The sequence below is a fragment of the Streptomyces sp. NPDC059861 genome (assembly GCF_042731435.1).
Lineage (GTDB): Bacteria > Actinomycetota > Actinomycetes > Streptomycetales > Streptomycetaceae > Streptomyces.
The window spans coordinates 59,746-81,808 of the sequence record NZ_JBHWJQ010000015.1 but is presented as its reverse complement, the minus strand read 5'-3'; the positions used below and the strand labels follow the sequence as shown (position 1 = coordinate 81,808).

The window sequence follows — 22,063 nt, the reverse complement described above, 5'->3', positions numbered from 1 at the left end:
CGGGCGGCATGCCTCGGACACGAGCCAGGTCGACACGCCGCCGGCTCACACCGCGGGGGCCCCCGTCTCCCTCAGCTCGCCGTCGGCCAGCCTCAGCCACCGGTCGACACCGATCTCGCGCAGGAACCGCTCATCGTGGCTGACCACCAAGAAGGCTCCCTGGTAGGAGTTCAGAGCGCCCTCCAACTGACCGACGCTCACCAGGTCGAGGTTGTTCGTCGGCTCGTCCAGGAGCAGCAGGTGCGGAGCTGGTTCCGCGCACAGCACACAGGCCAGGGTGGCGCGCAACCGCTCGCCTCCGGAGAGTGCCCCGACGGGCAGATGGGCGCGTGGGCCCCTGAAAAGGAAGCCGGCGAGCAGGTTCATCCGCTCGGCCTCCGGGCGCTGTGGGGCGTAGTCGGCGAAGTTCTCGGCGACCGTACGGTCAAGGTCCAGCAGGTCGAGGCGCTGCGAGAGGTAGGCGATGCGGCCGTCCGCCCGCTTGATCCGGCCGCTCCTGGGTGTCAGGTCGCCGTTGAGCAGGCGCAGCAGCGTGCTCTTGCCGGCACCGTTGGGGCCGGTCAGTGCGATGCGCTCCGGGCCCCGGACGGTCAGGTCGACGCCGTGGCCGGCGAACACGTCCTTGTCTCCCAGGCGAATGTGGAGCTGCTCGCCGAGGAACAGGTTGCGCCCGGCGGGCACTTCGGTGTCCGGCAGGTCCAGGGTGATGCGCTGCTCCTCGCGCAACGCCCGCCCGGCGTCGTCCAATCGGGCCTTCGCCTCGCTGACCCGGCCTGCGTGCACCTGGCCCGCCCGACCCGCGGCCACCTGCGCGTCCCGCTTCATGTTGCCGGCGAAGATGCGGGGCAGTCCGGCGTTCTTCAGGTTGCGGGCCGCGTTGCTCTGCCGGCGTTCGGCGCGCTCGCGGGCCTGCTGCATCTCGCGCTTCTCCCGCTTCAGCTGCTGCTCGGCGTTGCGGACGTTTTTCTCGGCGACTTCCTGTTCGGCCCGTACGGCTTCCTCGTACTCGGTGAAGTTGCCTCCGTAGGCCCGTAGTTCGCCGCGGTCGAGTTCGGCGATGCGTTCCATCCGGTCGAGCAGGGCGCGGTCGTGGCTGACGAGGAGCAGACAGCCGTGGAAGTCCTCCAGCACGTCGTAGAGCTTGTGCCTGGCGTCGAGGTCGAGGTTGTTGGTGGGTTCGTCGAGCAGCAGCACGTCAGGCCGCTTCAGCAGCTGGGCGGCGATACCGAGGGAGATGACCTGACCGCCGCTGAGGGTGCTCAGGCTGCGATCGAAGGTGAGGTCGGCCAGGCCGAGGCGATCGAGCTGGGCGCGGGTACGTTCTTCGATGTCCCAGTCGTCGCCGATGGTGGTGAAGTGCCTCTCGTCGACGTCCCCGGCCTCCACGGCGTCGATGGCCTGGATGGTCGCGGCGACGCCCAGCACCTCGGCGACCGTGAGGTCACCGGTCAGGGGGAGGTTCTGCGGGAGGTAGCCGAGGGTGCCGGTGACGGAGACCGACCCTGTGCCGGGTCGCAGTTCACCGGCGACGAGCTTGAGCAACGTGCTCTTGCCGGCGCCGTTGGGCGCGACGAGGCCGGTACGGCCGGAGCCGACGGTGAAGGACAGATCCTGGAAGACGGGAGTGTCGTCAGGCCAGGTGAAGGACAGGTTCGAGCAGACGATGAAGGCGTCGGACATGACGGTGACCTTGTGGAGAGGGGCAGATGAGACACCTCTGCCCGGGCGGCAGACAGGGGGAAGGAAGGGACGACAGCGAGGCCACATCGGCGGTGCTTGCACGCACCGGCGCGGTGGCCTGTCGGGTCCGGGTATCACCCGGAGATGTCGTCGTCCACCACCATGTCTGGTCTCCTCAACAAACGATCAACGTGTCCACAAGACTAACAGCAGGGGCGTCCGACCGGAATCGCGACGGCCTCGAAGCGCTTGAACGCGACGAGGGCCGGCCGGCCCCGTCGGCCGGCACCACCAGCGGAGCCGCAATCGCCACGACCATGCGGCGGTCGGCGTCGAGAACGACCTGCAGGTTCGTCGAGTACTGCTGGTTCCTGCCCGGGGGGCAGCGCCGCGGGTCAGGCGGCGCACCAAGGTGCCGGCAGCGGAGCCAGGTGATCAGGTGATCGGTGAGGGGGCGTGCGTTTGCGTCGTCAGAGACTCGTCAGTATCTGCGGCGACAGGGTCTTGATCATCGTGTTTGTCCAGCGCATCTGTCGCAGCGTCTGTGGATGGCAGGCCGAGGCCAGGGCGAGGAGACCGTCGTCGCCGGCGGCCTGAGCGGCTTGGGCGAGCATCTCCCAGTACAGGGAGTTCTGGGTCGCGGCGACGTGCAGATCACCCAAGTCGCGCAGGAGGACGAGACCTGGCTCGGAGCGATGTCCGACCGCCTCCGCCGCGTCCTTCCGCAGGGCCGACAGCAGTGCTGCGGAGGAGGTTTTCGAGGCGTCACCGAGGTCGAGGCCACGGTGCCGGCCGGTCTCGGCCAGGCGCTGGACGTGCTCGTGGGACCAGCGGGCCAGGTCGATGGCGACGTGACGGACCTCCGGGTCGGTGCCGTGACGTTCAGCCACGGTCAGCAGTTCCTTGCCCAAGCGCTCCTCGCCGTGGTGCAGGGCACGCAGGACGAGGTGTGTGCCGTTCACCCGGCCTCCTTCCCCTCGCTGTGGCCAGAAGCTCCGGCCGACTCGGAGACGTGCGCGGCGGGGCCGCCGGTCGTGGCCGTCAGCGAGCCGGCGTGCGCGGAAGCGGACGCGGTGATGGTCGGGGCCGGAGCGTTGCGACCGTCGCCGGGCCGGATGCGGTGGAGTGCCGCTGCGGCCGTCTTGAACAGGGGTTGCTTGGAGGCCGGGTCCCAGTCGCTGATGGTGGTTTCGTTCGCCGCCCGGCCCGGCATGCCGTCGTCCGGTCCGTGGCCGGCCGGGGTGTCCCAGTAGCCGTAGTGGAAGGGGACGAACAGCAGACCTGGGCGTATGCCGGTCACGCGTAGCTGTCCCTGCAGGGTTCCACGTCGTGTCCTGACCTCCACGAGGTCGCCTTCGTCCCAGCCGAGCTCGGCTGCGTCGGCGGCGGACGCCTCGACCCACACGCCGGGAGCGGCCGCGTTCAGCTGAGGTGCCCGGGCGGTCTTCGTGCGGGTGTGGAAGTGGTAGAGGGTGCGGCCTGTGGTCAGTTGGTAGGGGTAGTCCTTGTCGGGTTCTTCATGAGGCGGCAGGTAAGCGGCCGCCTTGATCATGGCCTTGCCGTCGGGGTTGAGGGAGCGGTACTCGACCACGTCCTGGGCCGCCCCGGTCAGCAGGTCCTTGCCGTATTCCTCGCACACGTCCGGATGAGCCCAGTGGATTCCGTCCGTGTACAGGCGTCCCGTGCCGTCAGGAGCCTGGTCGTTGCACGGCCACTGGATGCCGCTGCCGCCACGTAGCCTCTCGTGGGTGAGACCGGTGTAGTCGCACGGCCGGCCGGCGCTGCACCGTTTCCACGCCTCGAACGCGGCCTCGGCGTCGTGCCAGGTGATCAGTGGGTGGCCGTCCTTGTCGCGGAAGTCCATGCGGGACGCGTAATCCAGGAAGATGTCCAGGTCCGTCCTGGCCTCGCCGGGTGGTTCGACGGCCTTGTCGGACAGGTGGACGGTGCGGTCGGCGTTGGTGAACGTGCCGGTCTTCTCGCCCCAGGTCGCCGCGGGCAGGACGACGTCGGCCAGCTGGGCGGTCTCGGTGAGGAAGAGGTCTTGCACCACGACGAACAGGTGATCTCGGGCCAGGATCGAGCGGATGCGGGACAGCTCCGGCAGGGAGACGGCGGGGTTGGTACCGCTGATCCAGAGCATGCGGATCGAGCCCTGCTCGGCGTAGCGGAACATCTGCATCGCGTGCGTGGGCGGCGCGTAGTGCGGGATCGTGCGCGGATCGACATTCCACACCTTGGCCAGATCGGCGACATGGCGGTCGTTCTGCCAGTTGCGGAAGCCGGGCAGGTCACCGTTGGCGCCGCATTCGCGGGTGTTCTGCGCGGTGGGCTGCCCGTTCATCTGCAGCACCCCGGCACCCGGTCGCCCGACCATGCCCCGGATCAGGTGCAGGTTGTTGACCTGTACGGCGGCCGCCGTGGCCTGGTGGGACTGGTAGACACCCTGCAGCACAGTGGACAACAGCCGGTCGGCCGTACCAAGGATCTCGGCGGCTTCCGCGATCCTCGCGGCCGGCACGTCGCAGATACCGGCCGCCCATTCGGGGGTGCACCCGCGCACCTGGGAAGCGAGTTCCTCGAAGCCGACGGTGTGGGCCTCGATGTAGTCGTGATCGATGCGGTCGGTGCGGATGATCTCGCACAGGAGCGTGTTCAGCAGAGCGACGTTCGTGCCGACGCGCGGCGCCAGGTGCAGGGCCGCCGCACGGGCCACGGGTGTGGGTCGGGGGTCGACGCACAGGAGACGCGGCGGATCACCGCCGTCCAGCCGGTCGAGAACGCGCATCCATTGCACGGGCTGCGTCTCGGCGATGTTGTGACCGAACAGCGCGATCACATCGGCGTGGTCGATGTCGTCGTAGCTTCCGGGCTGCCCGTCGCAGCCGAATGACTGCTTCAGCGCCTCGGCCGCGGTCGAGGTGCACAGGCGGGTGTTGCCGTCCAGATGATTGGTGCCGATACCGGCTTTCGCCAGCACCGCGAGGGTGTAGTACTCCTCCAGGAACAGCTGCCCGCTGGTGTAGAAGCCGATCGATCCTGCCCCGTGCTCGTCCAGCAGGTTCCGCGAGCGAGTGACGATCCGCTCCATCGCGGTGTCCCAGTCGCATTCCGCCAACCGGCCGTCGTCTTGCCGGACCAGCGGCCTCCTCAGTCGGTCCCGTGAGGTGTTCGCCTGCCATCCGAAGAGATCCTTCGGTTCCAGTCGGCCACGGTTGACCCGGTCGACCGCTCGGCCACGCACGCCCACCATGCGTCCGTCGACGACCGCTATGTCCATCGCGTCCCCGTCTGAATGCAAGATCGACGCGGCCTGCACCCAGTGCTCCACGGCACCCGCGTCCACGCCCTCCCGGAGGAACATGTCCACCCGGGCGGGCCACGGCTCATTCCTGCCATACGGCGTACGTCCACCCCACGGCTGTGCGATCCGGTCCACCGAAGCGTCCATGTCCGCCTCCCGATTCCCTGACGACGCCGCGTACCCGGTACCCCGCTGCCCCTGGCAGGTAACCGCGCAGCTACTCGCCGGGATCATGCGCGCTCCAGGTGCGTAGGAGCCGTCTGGCCGGCCAGACGGCTCCTACGCGAGGTGAAGGCTGCCAGTCGCTGCCGTGGCGGTACCTGCGACATGCAAGGTGTCCCACCAGTCAGGGCCGTCCTCGATGCAGCGCAGGAGCACACCTTCCCGCAGAGCCCAGGGGCAGACAGTGACGGTTCGCAGGCCCATGAGTTTCATCGCCGTGTGTCCGATCACTGCTCCGGCCAGACTCTGCCGTGCCCGCGGCCGTGAGATGCCAGGCAACTGCGCGCGTTCGGCGGCCGGCAGAGCGGCGAGGGTGTCGATGGCCGCCCGCAGATCCGCGCGGTCCATGGAGCGGTGCACGAAGACCCCCTGGCGGCCGGGTGCGGCCCCGCACAGCCGGGCCAGTTGCTGGAAGGTGCGGGAGGTGACCGCGACCGCCGCCGGGTTCTCCCACCGGATACGCGCGGCGACGTCCCGTAGTTCGTGGCGCACCTTGCGCCTCAGGGCCTTCAGGTCCGCGGGGGTGGGTGGGTCGCCGGTGCCCAGGTGCTTGTCGGTCAGGTGGTGGGCGCCGAGTGGAAGGGAGACGGCGAAGCCGGGCAGCCGGCCGCGGCCGAAAGCCACTTCCAGTGAGCCCCCGCCGATGTCGAGCACTGCCAGGGACCCGGCGCGCCAGCCCATCCAGCGGCGAGCCGCCAGGAAGGTCAGTTCGGCCTCCAGCTCGCCCGGCAGCGTGCGCAGCGGAACACCGGTCCTCGCGAGCACCGCGCGCAGGATGTCTGCCCGGTTGGTGGCGTCGCGCACGACCGCGGTCGCGAACGACCGGGGGGCGGCCGCGCTCCAGCTCTGCGCTGCGTCTCGCGCCGCAGCCACTGCTTCGATCAGCTGGTTCACGGCGCTGTCGGCGAGACTGCCGTCCGGTTCCATCTGCTGAGACAGGCGCAGCTTCCATTTCATGGTGTGGACCGGCAGCGGCAGACCTCCCTCGGAGTCCGCCACCACCAAGCGGACCGTGTTCGATCCCGCGTCCACGACACTGACCCGCATAGGGCCCGCTGTACCCCCGCCCGCCCTGGCGGAAACGACAGGCAGGCAGCTTCAGCGGGCTCTGCGCATGCCACCGAGGTCGAAGAAGGAAGATCCCGAGGAATGGGCGTCGCGGGCCGGCGGCCGCTCTCAGCCCTCGACGCCGGTGGCGCCGTGCGCCGCACCGACGGGTTTGGATTCCGGTGAGCCGCGTTGCCTGAGGTAAATGGCGAAGACGGCCATGGAGGCGACGGCCAGCAGCTCGGACTGCCAGTTCTGCAGTGAGCGGCTCCAGAAGTCGGCGGAGGTCAGGTACGCGCCCCAGGTAGTGGGGGCTTGGAGCTGCCGCAGCTGCTGTTCGTTGTAGGCGGCCACGCCGGTGACGGACTGGGTCAGCCAGGACAGCAGGAAGATGCCTCCCATGACGAGCCCGAGGGAACGCGAGTAGACGACTCCGCGCCAGTCCGTCGCCGCCGCCCAGCGCGGCGAATCCTCCTTGGCGTGCTCACCGACCATCTGGTCCTTGTCCGACTCGGTACCGGCCTTGTCGAGTTCCTTGGATTCCGGTGAGCCGCGTTGCAGCAACCAGACAGTGGCGAAGATGTAGAGAAAGAACTGCAGGTATTCCGACTGCCAGTTCTCGGTGACGTCGACGGCGAAGTCCGACGAGGACACGTAGGCGCCGAAGCTGACGGGTGCCATGCCGTCGGCGGTCAGCTGGTTGTTGAATTCCGCGTGACCCGCGACGGCCTGACCCGCCAGTGCGAGCAGGAAGCCTGTCAGGAAGAACAGACCGAGGCCGTTGTGGCGCACGAAGCGCCGCATGCGGTGCGGGGCGGGTGGGGTGGTCATGCCCGCCTCCGGTGTGGCTCCCCGGCCCGGGTTCGACAAGGACTCATCGGTGCATCAGTCCCAACGCCATGAAGTAGGCCAGCCCGACGGCGATCAGCAGCAGGGTTCCGACGAACAGCGTCCTCACGGCCGTCACCCGCCCTTGATCTCGCACTGGTACGGCCGCTGCGGACGTGGCAGGCACCCGGCGGCCGTCACCTTCCACCCCGTGGGGAAATGCGCCAGGAACACGGTGTCGTGCTCCAGCACGACCCGGGCCTGGTCCCCGTACAGGTCCACTCCCCTTACGGCACCGGCCGCCGGCAGTTCCTGCTCGCCGATCACCTGCACGCACCGGCCGCCCTTGGCCGACTGCTCCAGTTCCTCCCGGGTGGCCGGCGCGAGAGCGGTGCAGAGCCTTTCATACTGGCCGGCGTCGAGCGCGCGCTCGAATCGTTGGACCTCGTGGGTGACGCCGTCCCGCCGCTCGGACAGCGAGCCGCATGCGCTGACCGAGACAAGGGCCATGACCACCGGGACCCCTGCCCGGTACCACCGTCCCGACATTCTGCCTCCCCTGCGGCTGGGGCTGCATGGCAAACACCCGGTCACGTACGTGTGCCACGCGGCTACCCGCACATGGGACCGCCATCCCACCCTGCCCGCAACCGAACCAGCTCATGGAGCCGTACGGACTCGGCGGGCCGACGGTCGCGCTCGTTGTGTCGGCCCGCCGAATGCAAAAAAGGAGTCAGGTGGCCAGGAGGGAGTCGTCCTGGGTTCGGGCGCCGGGCAACTGGTGGCGTGCGGCGATGAGCGCAGCGTCGACGTCACGGGTTCCGGTCGACACGCACAAGGTGTAGGCGATGTCGTCCATACGCCGGCGCACCTCCTCGCTGCCGTCCTCGGCATGCAGGATGCGCAGCGTCTCGTACTGCTCGATCAGGTTCTTCAACACGGCCGGGTGTGCCATGAGCATGGGGAGCCTCCCTTGTCGCCGCTACCCGCATGGGTCATACACCGCCCGTGTGCCCCCAGGCGCCAGCCGCTATTCCCCTGTTTCAGGACGAGCTGCCCTGAGCCACCTGACGGGCTGTCCTGAGCCATGTGCTGAGCACGGGCGGCCAATCTTCGGGACGCCGACCACGCTAGTGATCGGCTGTCTTGCCGTGCCATTGGCAGAACAGGACGGTGGCGTCGTCGTCCAGGCGGCCGTCGTGGTGTTCGAGGACGGCGTGGATCAGGCGGCGGAGGGTTTCGGCGACGGGCAGGCCGTCGGCGTGGTGGCGGATGATGAAGTCGGTGAAACGCTCCGGGCCGAACAGCTCGCCGGCCGCGTCGCGGGCCTCGGTGATGCCATCGGTGAACAGCAGAAGCCGGTCGCCGGGCTCCAGCTGATCGACACACACCTGCGTCGGCAGATCCAAGCCGGTGCCCATCGGACCGGCCGCCGGACAGCTCAGAGTCGTGGCCCACCGCCCACCGCGGATGACCACGGGCAGCAGATGCCCGCGGTTGACCCATCTGAACGCCCCCGTGGCCAGGTCCAGGTCCGCGAGGATCCCGGTGGCGTAGCGGCTGTGACCGAACTGCTCGGCCAGCGCCTCCTCGATGGCGTGGCTGATCTCGGCCAGTCCGCTGCCGGAGCGGCGGGAGCTGCGGCAGGTGGCCATGGCCAGCGACGCGGTCAGGCCGGCGGCCGTGTCGTGGCCCATCGCGTCGAACACCGCCAGGTGCGTGACGTCGCCGGCGATCGCGTAGTCGAAGGCGTCCCCGGCCATCCGGTAGGCGGGCTCCATCACGGCACTGATAGTGACCCGGCCGTTGGCGAAGGTACGCGGCGGCATCAGCCTCCACTGCATCTCCGCCGACACCCCCATCGGCCGGGTGCGGGTCAGCCGCGCATGGGAGTCGCTGTTGGTGCGTTTGGAGATCAGCAGCAGCCCTGCCAGCGAGGCCAGCGCCCGCACCACATCGTGGTCAGGGATGTCTGTCGCGCCCGGGGCCGGATCGACGCGCAGCACGCCCAGGCGCTCGGTGCCGTCCAGCACCGGCGCCCAGCAGGAGCCTTTGCCGGGCGGCGCGGTGATCTGCAGCATCTGATAGGCCCGGCCGGGCAGGGTGCCCTCGATCCGTGCCTCCTGGCCGCCCTGCCCGGCGTCCAGCCCCACCCCGGTGACCTCCCGCAGCACGTCCTGCTGGAGGTCCACCACGAACAGCCGAGCCCCACCGGCACCCGCCTCACGCGCAGCGTCATCGAGCAGGCCGGGCAGCTGCTCGAACACCGACGTATGACTGGCCTCCAGCAGACGGCTCAGCACCCGTCCCAGCGTCGCGGCGTTCATGGGCGAGGGCGCAGCCCGGAAACCGTGGGCGGCCGGCCTGTGAGGTTGGTGATCAGCTCGGTGCACAGGTCGCGGAGCTTGACGTTGCGGTGCTGGGATGCGGAGCGCAGGATGCCGAACGCCTCGTCGGCGGTGCAGCGGCGCTGGCTCATGACCACCCCGAGAGCCTGGTCGATGACACTGCGCGACTGCATCGCCGTCTGCATCTGCGTGACGAACTCCTGGGCCTCGGAAATGCGCTGCGCCAGCGCGATGGCGCCGGTGGCCTGCTCTGCCAGGGACCGCAGCGCCCTGACATCAGCGGTGGTGAAGGCGTGCGGCGGAGCGGCGTAGAGATTGAGCGCGCCGACGGTATGGGTGCGGGCGGCGATCGGCAGGGAGAACGAGGAGCGGATCCCGCTCGCGGCCGCATACGCCGGGTAATCGCCCCAGCGGGTCTCACCGAGCATGTCCTCGACGATGACCTCCTCGCCGGTACGGGCGGACTGAAGGCAGGGGCCGTCGTCCTGGCCGTACTGCTTCTCGTCCAGCTTCGGCGCCACCGGGCCCGCGCTGACCACGGTCAGCGGCCGGTGATCCCGCTCGATCGTCACCCCGACGCCCTCGGCACGAGTCAGCTCCACAGCGGCGTCGGCCAAGGACTGCAGGAAATCCTCCAGCGTCTCCGTCTCCAGCAGCCACTGCATGACGGGAGCACTGTCATAGGGGTTGTCGCTGTTCACCGTGGTGTCCTTCGTGGAGCCCGCCGGCCCCGTCGCCGTGCCCTGCCACCGGGGCAACGGAGCCCAACCTCCGAAGGGAATCTCCAGCGCGGCCAACACCCTCACACCGGCGCACCAGCCGGCGCGGTATGGCCTCTCCAGTCCCACCCTACAGACCAGCCGACCACACAGAACTCAAATTGAGCACTCGATCCCGGCAGGTCCTTTCGAATCCCGAAGTCTGAGTTCGGTCTCGGGCAGGTGAGGGATCGTTTGCCCATGGACGTATGGGTACCCGATTGGACATGAACGACAAAAAGCCGCTGGCTCTCGTCACGGGTGCGTCGAGCGGCATCGGGTTCGAACTGGCCAAGCAATTCGCCGAGAACGGGTACAACCTGCTGCTGACCGCCGAGGACGGTGGGTTGCACCAGGCAGCGAAGGAAATCCGCGCCCATGGAGCAGAGGTGGAGGCCGTTCAGATCGACCTCGCGGCACCGGGAGGCGTGGAGCGGCTGCACACCGCCGTCACCGCCGGCGGACAGCCGGTGGCCGCCGCGGCGTTCAACGCCGGCGTGGGAAAGGGCGGGCCGTTCGTCGAGACCGCGGTGGATGACGAGATCCGCATCATCGACCTGAACATCACCTCGACGGTCCGGCTCGCGAAGCACCTCTTGCCGGACATGGTCCGAAGGGGAGAGGGGAGGGTGCTGTTCACCTCCTCGATCGCGGCCACGATGCCCGGCTCCTTCCAGGCCGTCTACAACGCGTCCAAATCATTCGTGCAGTCCTTCGCGGAGGCCTTGCAGAACGAACTGAAGGACTCCGGCCTCACCATTACCTCACTCATGCCCGGTCCCACGGAGACGGAGTTCTTCCGACGCGCCGACATGGAGGACACCAAGGTCGGACAGCAGGAGAAGGACGATCCGGCCAAGGTCGCGAAGGATGGCTTCGAGGCACTCATGAGCGGCAAAAAGAAGACCGTCGCCGGCTCGGCCAAGACCAAGGCACAGGGCCTGGTGAACAAGGTCCTCCCCGACAGCGCGAAGGCAGCCGCCCACCGGAAGATGGCGGAGCCGGGATCAGCCGACTGAACCGCACGGGGGCCGCGACCGGCAGGGACACGTACAGCAGCGTGTGACGCGGCGAAAGTCCACGCCAGGGACATACTCATCCGTTCAGTCGACGTCCGCTCGCACACCGGGCGGGTTCCACATCTGATGGACGAACTCTGTGTTCCGCGTGAGAAGCCGGCCGAAGGGTACGCGGACGGTCACCAAACGTGCGGGCGGTCGAGTCGCCCGCATCCGGTCTGAAAGGAGTTGCGTCATGCCGCAGGGTTCCAGCGCGAAGCGTGAGCGGCAGTACGAGCACATCAAGGAGGGCGCTGAGAAGCGCGGTGCCTCAACGGGGCGTGCGAAGGAGATCGCGGCACGCACGGTGAACAAGGAACGGGCCCGTTCGGGCGAGTCGAAAACGGCGAGCAAGACCTCCACCCGGGACAAGAAGTCCGCCCCGCAGCGCGGCGGCGAGCGCTCTCACAGCGGTGCCCAGGGGCCGACGAAGGACCAGCTGTACGCGGAGGCGAAGAAGCGCGGCATCGAGGGCCGCTCATCGATGAACAAGCAGGAACTGGCCAAGGCCCTCGGCCGCTGACCGACGGCCGGAACACCCGGAACACCGCCCGCCGGCTTCCGTCGGCGGACGGCACGCGAGTAAGGAGACACATGGGGTCCCAGGATCTGGAGCACCGATCCGCGCACGACAAGGAGCGCCACGACAAGGAGCGCCCTGAGACGGCCGCCGACGAGGAGAGGCCCGGGACGGCCCTCGGCGAGGTGCTCCACGAGGCGGAGGAAGCCGAGACGCGTGTGGTGGACGACGGCGAGCGGCGTGGCAGCGACGGTGAGGCGGCGGACGCACTGACCCCCAACGCGAATTCGCAGGAGGACACCCAGCAGCACGACGCGTGACGCTCGCGTGAAAGGAGACCCTACGTGCTCGACCACACTTTGGCATTGCTGGTGCAGGGGTACGCGTGGTTGCCCGATCGCCGCCGACGCAGCCGTGGCAAACCGGTGCACGTTCGCCTCATGGGCAAGAACGCGGTGGCCCTCCGCGGCCCCGAAGCGGTGCGCTTCTTCTACGACGAGAGCCACATCGAGCGCCGTGGCGCACTGCCGGGGCCTCTTCTGGACACCCTCTTCGGGCGCGGGGCCGTGCACACCCTTGACGGCCAGGAGCATCGCGTTCGCAAGGCCCTGTTCATGTCCCTCCTCAAGGATCGCGGCGGCCTCAACTCCCTTGTGGATCACCTCGGGGCTCAGTGGGATCTCGCGCGACAGCGGTGGGCCGGCCGCGAACGGGTGGTGCTCTTCGACGAGTCGAGCCTGCTGCTCACGCGCGCGGTCTGCGACTGGGCCGGCATCCCTCGCACCGACGGTGACATCGATGAGACGGCTCGCGATCTGGTGGCCATGGTGGACGGGTTCGCTTCGGTGGGGCCGCGCCACCTGCGGGCCCGCCGTGCCCGCAGTCGTCAAGAGGCGCGACTCGCCCAGCAGGTCGAGGCCGTCCGGCACGGCGCGGAAGAGGCACCTGACGGTTCGGTACTGGCGACAGCGGCTGCCCACCGGGACGCCGACGGGCAGCTACTGGATCCGCATGGCGCGGCGGTCGAGATCCTGAACGTGATCCGTCCGACGGTGGCGGTGACATGGTTCGTCACCTTCGCAGCGCACGCCCTGCACCGCTGGCCCGAGCACCGGAAGCTCCTCGCTGACGGCGACGCGGCCTATACTCGCGCGTTCGCTCACGAGGTCCGGCGCTTCTACCCCTTCGCACCCTTCATCGGTGGCCTCGCCGCAGCCGATCTGCGCTGGGAGGGGCAGCACATTCCCGCAGGCAGCACGGTCCTCCTCGACCTGTACGGGCAGAACCACGATGCCCGGCTCTGGCCCGAGCCCTACGTCTTCGACCCCGGCCGCTTCCTGGGTCATGAGCCCGAACGCGACGAACTGGTGCCCCAGGGTGGAGGCGACCCCGCCACCAATCACCGCTGTCCTGGCGAGGACGTCACACTGACAGTCCTGGAAACCCTCGTCCCCCGGCTGGCCGCACTGCGCTACGCCGTACCCACCCAGAACCTCGGCATCCCGCTGCGACGTCTCCCCACGGCACCCCGCAGCGGCTTCGTCATGACGCCGGCGCCCTCGGACGCCCAGGCCACCCGCTCAGGGGCGGCGCAGTAGGTTTCGGGTCTCACGGTCGACCTGCTGAGGCTCTCCAGTGGGTACGACGACAACCGGTACCCGCGCCCCGGGATCGCTGACGATCTCGGGACGTTCGGCGACGATCGGCCGCAGCCCGCCGGCGAGGCCGAGCGCGGTCAGCCGGGCGCACACCTCCTCACGCACCTCGGGCTGGTCCTCGCCGATCTCCCCGGTGAAGACCAGGGCGTCGAGCCGAGTGAGGGACGCGGCCATCGCGGCGATCCCGCGACGACAGTGGTGGGTGAAGACGTCCAGTGCGAGCGCGGCACGCTCGTCCCCCGCTGCCCGGCTGCGCACGAGGTCGCGTGTGTCGTCCGAGGCGCCGGAAAGCGCGAGCAGTCCGGACTCATGGTTCAGCGCGTCCTCGACGGCATCCGGCGACAGATGGTGCCGGTTCTGCAGCCACGTCAGGGCGCCGGGGTCGACCGTGCCGCTGCGGTGGCTCATCACCAGCCCTTCCAGCGGCGTGAATCCCATCGTGGTGTCGACGCTGCGCCCGTCCCGTACGGCACAGGCGGAGCAGCCGCCGCCGAGGTGGGCGATCACGAGGTGGAGCTGGTCGGCACGGCGGCCCAGGAGTTCGGCGGCCCGGCCGAGAGCCCAGGCGTAGGACAGTCCGTGGAAGCCGTAGCGGCGCACCCCGTAGTCCTCTCGCCAGGTGGCGGGCACCGCGTACTCCCGTGCGGCAACGGGCAGATCGGTGTGGAAGACAGTGTCGAAGCAGGCGACGTGCGGGATGTCGGGCAGCAGGTCCCGGGCTGCGTCCAGAACAGCCAGCGCCGGCGGTACGTGCAGCGGTGCCAGGTCGGCCACCTGGTCCAGAAGGGCGCGGACGTCGTCATCGATCAGAGCGTGGCCGGTCAGTTCCGGCCCGCCGTGGACGATGCGATGCCCGACGGCCGTCGGAGCGGGCGCTTCGTCCAGCAACCGCCGCAGCGGGCCGACGGCGTCGTCGCCGGGTGGAGAGTCGCTGCGATGTTCGGCCAGGACCTCGCCGTCGTCACCGAACACGGTCAGCCGCAGGCTCGACGATCCCGCGTCGGCGACCAGGACCGGTCCGTTGCTCTGTGCCACCACTTTGATCCTTTCGGGCGGTCCGGGAGCACACCGCACCGCTCGCTGCGCACGAACGTGCCGGGCACCGGAGTACCCGAGCAAACCTCGTGGGAAACAGAAGGACGCCGGATGAGCCCCGCACACAAGGAGGGTCCGGCCACCTGCGAGCGGCGCCGAACAGCCGGGCGCCGTTCCGCCGGGCCGGCGACCTGTCGGTCGCCGGCCCGGCGGGCACGGTCAGCGGTGGCGCACGGTGATCTCCTGCTCAGCGGTGACGCCGTTCACGGTCACCCGCAGCACGGCAGTGCCCGCACGGCGCGCGGTGAGCGTTCCGGTGGCCGGGTCGTAGGAGACGACGGGCGCTCCGCCGGGGTGACGGTGGTCGCGATCGCCGCCCACCACGTCGACGCGGCTTCCGGCCCAGTCGGCGCTGACCGGCCAGGCCACCGGGACGGTGCGGGTGCCGTCCTGCGTGAGCGTCGCCGACGCCTCGGCCCGCTCACCCACCACGAGCGTCTCGGGCGCGCTGAGCACCACCGCGTCGGCGCGGGCATGGACCTCTGCTCGCAGCCACGTCTCGTCGTCGTCGGACGGTACGTCGAACAGGTCGCCGATCCTGCCTTCCCTCGGGTTGATGCCGAGCATCGTCCAGCCGGTGAAGCCGCCGTTGTCCGGCGTGCCGGCCGGGCCCTTGCCCGAGTTGCCGTTGACGAGGTAGGGGATGCCGTCGACCGAGGCGGCGGAGAAGACCCCTGCGTGGGAGCCGACGAACGCGGCGGACTTGTGGCTGTCGGCCCGGAAGTCGGCGAGCCACTGCTGCACGAGTGCCGCCTCCTTGCGGTCGCCCAACTGGCTGGCCTTGTTCGGCAGCGGATCCTCGGTGGGGTGGTGCTCGAACACCACGACGCCGCTGACGGATCTGTCGTCGGCCGCGTCCGCGAGCTGGTCGTGCAGCATCTGCAACTGGGAGAAGCCGCCGCCGCGCAGGGTGCCGCTGGAGGAGTCCAGCGTGATGATGCGGGTGCCCTCCACGTCGAACGCCGAGGTGGTGTCGCCGAACTCGGCCTCGAAGTTGACGGTGGATCCGGGGCCCATGATCTCGTGGTTGCCGGGCACGTAACGCCAGGGGATGCGCTTGCCGGTGCGGGCGTCGAACTCGTCGAGCAGCTCGCGGGCGAGCGCGAAGTCCGCCGGGGACCCCTCGTCGACGAGGTCGCCGTTGATGACCAGCAGGTCCGGCTCGGCCTCGGCGATCTCGGCGAGGGTGCGGCGGGCCGCCTCGACCAGCGGGCTCTCGGGGTCACGGGCGACGAACTGTGCGTCGGACATGACGGCGACGCGCAGCGGACGGTCGTCGACGGTGCCGTCGGTCACCACGACCGGATCGGCGACCTTCGGCTGGACGGGCAGCTCGACGTCGGGGGCGACCTTGACCCTCAGGTCACTGACCGTGACCTCACCCGTGTAGGAGCGGGCGGCGCTGGTCTCCAGCAGTCGCACCCGCTGGAAGGTCAGCGGGTAGGCGGTGCCCGCGGGGACAGGGAACTCCACCTTGCGCCAGCCGGTCCAGGTGATCGTGGGGCCGTCGAGGTTCGCGGTCACGCCCGAGCCGGTGCGGTACTGCAGCCGGGGCCACGCGCCGTTGCCGTCGCCGTGGATCCACAGGGTGACGGCCTGGGGCTGACCGGGCAGCGGGATCTGCTGCGGCGGCAGGGCGTACTGACCGCGGGTGGCGGTGGACTTGGTGAAGTCGTAGGTCAGCTTGAGGCCGGGCGAACCGTCGTGGCCGGGGGCCGGGGTCACCGAACCGCCGGGTGCGCGGTCGTTCGCCGACGTCCATGAGGAGGCGTCGGACAGGTCCGCGAAGGACGTCTCCGCCAGGCCGACGGTGACCGCGACGTCGGTGGTCATCCTGCCGACCGTCAGGTGCAACGTGGTGGAGGCGCCGTCGACCAGGCCCCGCACGGTGAACGTGGCGTCGTCCGCGGGCTGCACCGACACGATGCCCTCTCCCCCGGTGACCTTGATGTCGGACGCCTCGATCGGAGCGGAGTCGCCGAGGGCGTCGTAGCCCGTCACCGTCAGACGCGCGTCCTTCCCGGCGCCGTCGAGCGCCACCAGGCTCCTGCTCGGCGCGATCCGCACGGCGGGCGCGAGTACCGTCAACTCGGTCCGGCCGTCGGACCGGTGACCGGAGGACGCCACCACCTGGGCGGTTCCGGAGCGCCGTCCGGTGACGACGGCGGTGCCGTCCTTGCGGGAGTCGACCGATACGCTGCCACCCTCGCCGCGCCACTGCACCCGTCCGGTGGGCAGCGGTGCGTAGGTTTCGTCGTGGGCGAGCGCCCGAACGGTCCGGCGCAGGCCGGGGAAGACCTTGTCGGAGCCGTCGGCCGACAGGGTGGGCAGCACTCGGAAGCCGCGTACCGTGCCTGACCCGGGGGCGGCGAACAGCCCGAGTCCGTTGGCGACCTGCCGCTCCGAGCCGTCGGAGGGGCTGTTGACCAGGCCGGTCGTGCTCTCACCCGGCAGGCGGGCGGCCATGGTGGTCGAGCCGCCGCCGTCCATGTTCAGGGCGTTGGCGGCGCCCAGGCCCTTCATGAAGGCGCCGAGTTCGTTGAGGTCCATGCCGCGGCTGTTGGTCTGCTTGCCGTCGATCGCGACCAGGTACATGGTGCGGCCGTCGGCGGAGAAGCCCACGCCGGTCCGCGAGGTGGCGGTGACCGTGTCGCCGTCGGTGAAGCGCTGCACCACGCCGTCGGCGACCAGCACCTGCCCGCCGCCGACGGCGACCGCGACCTCGCCGAAGTCGGCGCGCGGGTGATACGTGACCTCGACGGAGTCACCGGGCACGAGCCCGGCCAACGCGTCGGCGCCCGCCTCCCGTCCGAGCAGCACGCTGACGCCGGCGGGTATCGGGGCGCTGCTGACAGAGGTGCGCACGTCGGTGACCTTGCCGTCACGCAGCCAGACCTCGGCAACCCGATCGGCGCCGCCCACGGGCTTGGTGCGCGGCGAGGGCCCCCACTGGTCGGTGAACAGCGCGATGCCGCCGGCCGCCAGGGTCGGCGAGTTGACGCCGGACAGCTTCAGGTTCCGCGCACCGCCGACGGTCACCTGGCCTTCGAGGAACACCTGGGCGAGCCGGCCGATGCCGTCCGCCCCGATGGCGACGGTCTGGCTGCGGCCCTCGGTGGGCGAGTTGACGAGACCGTCCTTGCGTGACACCGCCGCGCCGATGGGTGCCTCGGTGTCGTTCATGTCGAAGTAGTCACCGTTGATCGCGGCGACGGCTCCGGTGCGCTCGGCCTGTTCGGTCACCCGGGACTTTCCCGTGACAGTGCCGGAGGAGATGTGGTCGACACTCAGCCGGTCGTCGGCCAGGTCCGCGACGAGCACCTGGCCACGCACCCAGCCGTCCTTCCCGAACCGGTCGAACCGGGTCAGACTCAGACCGGGCGCGATCGGTGTGCGGTTCTCCCTGGTGACGATGGACTGCCCGGGGGTGCTCGGGATCAGGTGCGAAGCGGCATCCGAAGCCGGTGCGTCGTGGGGAGCCGATGCCAAACTCTCGGGAGTCAGCGCCTGGGCGGTCGTCACCATCCCGGCACCGATACTGAGCGCTGTGGCCAGGGCGAGGACGACGGAACCCCGCCGTGCTGCGGCACGCGATCGCGGGCCGGGAGGGTCAAGAAGGAACGACACTGGCTGACTTCTTTCGTTTTCGTGCTGAAAGTCGTGGTCAGCGCTCAGTCGACGCTCCGTGGATGTTGAGGCGTCATGAAGTATGTGACGGTCAGTGATGCACGGGGTGAACACTGCGGCACACACCCGCTGCGCGGGGCGTCGATGGTGTAGGCGGCGAGTGCCCAGCAGCCGCTCTGTTCAGGAAGAGTCGCGGACGACCAGTTCCGTAGGCAGGACGACCTGCCGCCTCGCCACCGCGGAATCGGCGACCTCCTCCAGGAGGATGCGTGCGATGGTCGAGCCGATTTCCTCCACCGGCTGCCGGACGCTCGTCAGCGGCGGATAGGCGTAGCGGGCGATGTAGGAGTCGTCGAAGCCGACGATCGCGACGTCCTCCGGTACGCGCCGTCCCTGACGCCGCAGTTCGAGCATGGCACCGGCCGCCATGACGTCCGATGCGGCGAACACGGCGTCGAGGTCAGGCGCACGTTCAAGCAGCGAACGCATGGCGAGCCTTCCGCCGTCCTCCGTGAAGTCGGCCGTCGCGACCAGTTCCTCGTCGGGCGTCATGCCCGCCTCTGCGAGAGCGATCTTCCAGCCCCGCAGCCGGCTGCGGGAGACATCCATGTCGAGGGGCCCGGAGATGGTGGCGAGTCTCGTCCGGCCTCGGCGGATGAGGTGTCGTCCCGCCTCCTTCGCACCTCCCAGGTTGTCCGAGACGGCATGACTCAGGGATTCCGCGGGCGAACGGCGGCCCGCCAGCACCGTCGGCAGGCCCATGTCCTCCAGTATTCCGGGCAGCGGGTCGTGTTCGTGCACCGAGACCAGCAGGACGCCGTCCACCCTGCGCTCCGCGACACTGTCCGTGAGCCGGTCCCGCTCGCCGCTGTCACGGACGAGCATGAGTTGGAGTTGCGTGCCCGTCGTCGCCAGCACCGTGCTCACGCCCCGGATCACTCCGGCGAAATACGGCTCGGCGCCGAGTCTGCTCTCGGACTCGGGGATCACCAGCGCGACGGAGTTGGTTCGCCGCGTCACCAGGCCTCGGGCGACGGAGTTGGGTACGTAGTTCAGCTCCGCTATGGCTGCGAGCACCGCGGCCTTCGCCTCGTCGCTCACGAGCGTCGAACCGTTGATGACCCTTGACACCGTCGTGCGCCCCACGCCCGCCCGCGCCGCCACGGTTTTGATGGTCGGCCGCTGCTGTGCCCCCACGTCCTTCTCCTCGTCCGGCCCCGGTCGCACGCCGGTTCGCCTGCGCATTGTGCCAGAAACCTCCGGCGGTCAACCGGTGCGCGGCGTCCCCGCCGAGCTTCCACTGTGACGGACAACGTTCAAGTTCTTGACACAAGCCTCGTTCAAGCGCGAGTCTTCCGGCACCTGTTGGGCACGTTCCCATCCGCGTTTGGGAACGTGCCCACCCCTCACTCCGGCCGGTCACCCCAGACGACCGGCCCGTACTCGGTGCGTCGGCGCCGCCGCCTGAGAGGACACACTCATGAAGGTCACCCGGAAGCTGTTGCGTACGAGAGGCTCAGCCGTCATAGCGGCTGTCACCGCGCTCGGCCTTCTCACCGCGTGCGGGGGCAGCGACTCCGGTGGGACGGGAGGCGGCGTCAAGGACGGCAAGACCACCATCACCATGGGCCTGTTCGGCGTCATGGGCTTCAAGGAGACCGGTCTCCTCGAGGAGTACATGAAGCTCAACCCGGACGTCCGGATCGAGGCCGAGGTCGCGGGCGACGAGCAGACCTACTACACGGCCTTGCAGACGCACCTGGCGGCCGGCAGCGGCCTGAAGGACATCCAGGGCATCGAGATCGGGCGTGCCAAGGAACTCGTCGACACCCAGGCCGACAAGTTCGTCGACCTCTCCGAGGTGTCCGGCAACGACCACTTCCTGCCGTGGAAGTTGAGCCAGGTCACCGGTAACGACGGCAAGGTCATCGGCCTCGGCACGGACATCGGCCCCATGGCCGTCTGCTACCGCAAGGACTTCTTCGAGAAGGCGGGCCTGCCGACCGACCGCGAACAGGTCGCCAAGTTGTGGGACGGCGACTGGGCGAAGTTCGTCGCCGCGGGCAAGCGCTTCAAGAAGGACTTCAAGGGCGGCGAGGTCGCCTTCATGGACAGCTCCAGCGGGCTGTTCAACGCGATGATCTACGGCAACTCGCAGCAGTTCTACGACAAGGGCGGGAAGCTGATCTACCAGGACAGCCCCGTCATCCAGGAGGCCTGGGACCTCGCCTCCGAAGCCGCGACCTCGGACCTGACCGCGAAGCTGCGGCAGTTCCAGCCCGGCTGGGACCCGGGCCTCGCCAACAGCACCTTCGCCACCACGGTGTGCCCGGCGTGGATGCTCGCCCACATCAGCGAGAAGGCCGGCCCCCGGAACAAGGGCAAGTGGGACGTCGCCAAGGCCCCCAAGGGCGCCAACTGGGGCGGCTCCTTCCTCGGCGTCATGGAGAAGAGCCCCGTGCAGGAAGAGGCGACGAAGCTCGTCGCCTGGCTGACCGCTCCCGAGCAGCAGGCCCGCCTCTTCGAGAAGATCGGCAACTTCCCGTCCTCGCAGAAGGCACTTGAGGCACCGCAGGTGACGGACGCGAAGTCCGAGTACTTCAGCGATGCGCCCATCGGCCAGATCTTCGGCGCCGCCGCGCAGGAGATTCCCGACGAGCAGGTGCTGGGCCGCAAGGACGGAACGATCAAGGACATCTTCTCCCAGGGGCTGACCCTGATCGAGTCCCAGAACCAGAGCCCCGAGAAGGCTTGGGAGACGACCGACGAGCGCATCGAGAAGGCCGTCGGCTGACCCTCCCCCACAGCTCCGGCGGGCGGAGACGCCTCACGCCTGCGCGACGCCCGCCGGAGTACGCCCAACCCGCACACCGTCACGCCTAAGGACCCCTGGTGGCCACTCAGACCTCGACCGCGGCTGCCGGCCAACAGCCCACCAAAGAGCCGGCCGGCCCTGCCCGACCCACCCATGGGCGTCAGCGGAGGCGGATGAACAGCCGGTGGAGCGCGCTGCTCCACCGCCTGGACGTGAACGGGGCGCCCTACGCCTTCATCGTCCCGTTCTTCATCGTCTTCGCCGCCTTCAGTCTGTACCCGCTCATCTACACGGCCTGGATCTCGTTCCATCGCGCCGAACTCGCCTCCATGGACATGATGGAGTGGGTCGCGCTCGACAACTACACCGCTCTTGCACAGGACGACCGCTTCTGGAACGCCCTGGCCAACACCTTCACCATCGGCGTCCTCTCCGCCGTCCCGCAACTGCTGATGGCGCTCGGCCTCGCGCACCTGCTGAACTACCGGTTGCGCGGATCCACCTTCTTCCGGGTGGCCGCCCTGACGCCCTACGCGACGTCGGTGGGTGCCGCGGCCCTCGTCTTCACCATGCTCTTCGAACGCGACTTCGGCATGATCAACTGGCTGCTGAGCCTGGTCGGTTTCGACAACATCGACTGGGAGAGCAACAAGTGGGCCGCGCAGATCGCCATCTCCACGATCGTCATCTGGCGCTGGACCGGCTACAACGCCCTGCTCTACCTCGCCGCCATGCAGGCGATCCCGCTCGACCGCTACGAGGCCGCCGCGATCGACGGGGCCTCACGCTGGCAGCAGTTCCTCAAGGTCACCATTCCCGGCATCCGGCCCACGATCGTCTTCACGATCGTGCTCTCGACCATCGGCTCCACCCAGCTCTTCGGTGAACCCCTGATCTTCGGCCAGGGACCGAACGGCATCACCGGCGGAGCGGACAACCAGTACCAGACCCTCGGACTGCTGCTGTACGAGGAGGGCTGGAAGAACTACCAGATGGGCCGCGCGGCCACGGTGGCGTGGGCGATGTTCCTGCTGCTCATCCTCATCTTCGCTGTCCAGCGCCTGCTCAAGCGGCGCTCCGCGCGCTCGTCCTGACCAGGAGAT

18 protein-coding genes are annotated in these 22,063 nt (G+C 69.3%); 6 read left to right on the top strand and 12 right to left on the bottom strand.

The features are described 5' to 3' along the window. Positions 1–45: 45 nt before the first annotated feature. The 9 genes from abc-f to ACFV6X_RS15860 all read right to left on the bottom strand — a co-directional run bounded on the left by abc-f (position 46) and on the right by ACFV6X_RS15860 (position 10,094). Complete coding sequence (abc-f, locus tag ACFV6X_RS15900; protein ID WP_385383244.1) at positions 46–1,680, bottom strand: ribosomal protection-like ABC-F family protein; 1,635 nt, start codon at positions 1,678–1,680, stop codon at positions 46–48. A 470-nt stretch (positions 1,681–2,150) separates the two neighbouring features. Beyond that, positions 2,151–2,642, bottom strand: coding sequence for a hypothetical protein (locus ACFV6X_RS15895; protein ID WP_385383241.1), 492 nt, complete (start codon positions 2,640–2,642; stop codon positions 2,151–2,153). Further along, positions 2,639–5,131 carry a molybdopterin oxidoreductase family protein gene (locus tag ACFV6X_RS15890; RefSeq protein ID WP_385383238.1) on the bottom strand — a complete coding sequence of 831 codons (2,493 nt, stop codon included), beginning with the start codon at positions 5,129–5,131 and terminating at the stop codon, positions 2,639–2,641. The genes ACFV6X_RS15895 and ACFV6X_RS15890 overlap by 4 nt, the downstream gene beginning before the upstream one ends. Before the next feature lie 132 nt (positions 5,132–5,263). Beyond that, positions 5,264–6,253: a Ppx/GppA family phosphatase gene (locus tag ACFV6X_RS15885; RefSeq protein WP_385383235.1), complete on the bottom strand. Its 990-nt coding sequence runs from the start codon at positions 6,251–6,253 to the stop codon at positions 5,264–5,266. Positions 6,254–6,382: 129 nt separating this feature from the next. Then, complete coding sequence (locus ACFV6X_RS15880) at positions 6,383–7,084, bottom strand: DUF6766 family protein (RefSeq protein WP_385383232.1); 702 nt, start codon at positions 7,082–7,084, stop codon at positions 6,383–6,385. 132 nt (positions 7,085–7,216) lie between these two features. Beyond that, positions 7,217–7,591 (bottom strand): hypothetical protein, encoded by a 375-nt coding sequence (locus ACFV6X_RS15875; protein ID WP_385383230.1) that lies wholly within the window; start codon positions 7,589–7,591, stop codon positions 7,217–7,219. A 223-nt stretch (positions 7,592–7,814) separates the two neighbouring features. Then, positions 7,815–8,042 (bottom strand): DUF5133 domain-containing protein, encoded by a 228-nt coding sequence (locus tag ACFV6X_RS15870; RefSeq protein WP_385383227.1) that lies wholly within the window; start codon positions 8,040–8,042, stop codon positions 7,815–7,817. 169 nt (positions 8,043–8,211) lie between these two features. Beyond that, on the bottom strand, positions 8,212–9,408 hold the full coding sequence (locus tag ACFV6X_RS15865; protein WP_385383225.1) for a PP2C family protein-serine/threonine phosphatase: 1,197 nt from the start codon (positions 9,406–9,408) through the stop codon (positions 8,212–8,214). Further along, entirely contained in the window at positions 9,405–10,094 is a 690-nt protein-coding gene (locus tag ACFV6X_RS15860; RefSeq protein ID WP_385383425.1) for a GAF and ANTAR domain-containing protein, read from the bottom strand. The genes ACFV6X_RS15865 and ACFV6X_RS15860 overlap by 4 nt, the downstream gene beginning before the upstream one ends. Positions 10,095–10,414: 320 nt before the next feature. On the opposite strand from ACFV6X_RS15860, the gene ACFV6X_RS15855 reads away from it, so the two are divergent. From ACFV6X_RS15855 to ACFV6X_RS15840, 4 genes are all read left to right on the top strand, one after another. Further along, positions 10,415–11,206 (top strand): SDR family NAD(P)-dependent oxidoreductase, encoded by a 792-nt coding sequence (locus tag ACFV6X_RS15855; protein ID WP_385383422.1) that lies wholly within the window; start codon positions 10,415–10,417, stop codon positions 11,204–11,206. Positions 11,207–11,441: 235 nt separating this feature from the next. Continuing rightward, entirely contained in the window at positions 11,442–11,768 is a 327-nt protein-coding gene (locus ACFV6X_RS15850; protein ID WP_385383222.1) for a plasmid stabilization protein, read from the top strand. A 71-nt stretch (positions 11,769–11,839) separates the two neighbouring features. Then, positions 11,840–12,085, top strand: coding sequence for a hypothetical protein (locus ACFV6X_RS15845; RefSeq protein WP_385383219.1), 246 nt, complete (start codon positions 11,840–11,842; stop codon positions 12,083–12,085). A 24-nt stretch (positions 12,086–12,109) separates the two neighbouring features. Further along, positions 12,110–13,363: a cytochrome P450 gene (locus tag ACFV6X_RS15840; protein ID WP_385383216.1), complete on the top strand. Its 1,254-nt coding sequence runs from the start codon at positions 12,110–12,112 to the stop codon at positions 13,361–13,363. Here the strand turns inward: ACFV6X_RS15840 and ACFV6X_RS15835 are convergent. From ACFV6X_RS15835 to ACFV6X_RS15825, 3 genes are all read right to left on the bottom strand, one after another. Next, a complete protein-coding gene (locus ACFV6X_RS15835) occupies positions 13,346–14,458 on the bottom strand; it encodes an acetate/propionate family kinase (RefSeq protein WP_385383213.1) in 1,113 nt (370 codons plus the stop codon). The two genes, ACFV6X_RS15840 and ACFV6X_RS15835, sit on opposite strands and share 18 nt — an antisense overlap. Before the next feature lie 219 nt (positions 14,459–14,677). Beyond that, entirely contained in the window at positions 14,678–18,043 is a 3,366-nt protein-coding gene (locus ACFV6X_RS15830; RefSeq protein WP_385383210.1) for a phosphodiester glycosidase family protein, read from the bottom strand. A 282-nt stretch (positions 18,044–18,325) separates the two neighbouring features. After that, complete coding sequence (locus ACFV6X_RS15825; protein ID WP_385383420.1) at positions 18,326–19,342, bottom strand: LacI family DNA-binding transcriptional regulator; 1,017 nt, start codon at positions 19,340–19,342, stop codon at positions 18,326–18,328. A gap of 283 nt (positions 19,343–19,625) precedes the next feature. Between ACFV6X_RS15825 and ACFV6X_RS15820 the strand changes: the two genes are divergently transcribed. Together ACFV6X_RS15820 and ACFV6X_RS15815 are read left to right on the top strand one after the other, a co-directional pair. After that, positions 19,626–20,939: an ABC transporter substrate-binding protein gene (locus ACFV6X_RS15820; protein WP_385383208.1), complete on the top strand. Its 1,314-nt coding sequence runs from the start codon at positions 19,626–19,628 to the stop codon at positions 20,937–20,939. A 98-nt stretch (positions 20,940–21,037) separates the two neighbouring features. Then, positions 21,038–22,054 carry a carbohydrate ABC transporter permease gene (locus tag ACFV6X_RS15815; protein ID WP_385383205.1) on the top strand — a complete coding sequence of 339 codons (1,017 nt, stop codon included), beginning with the start codon at positions 21,038–21,040 and terminating at the stop codon, positions 22,052–22,054. The last annotated feature ends 9 nt before the right edge of the window (positions 22,055–22,063 follow it).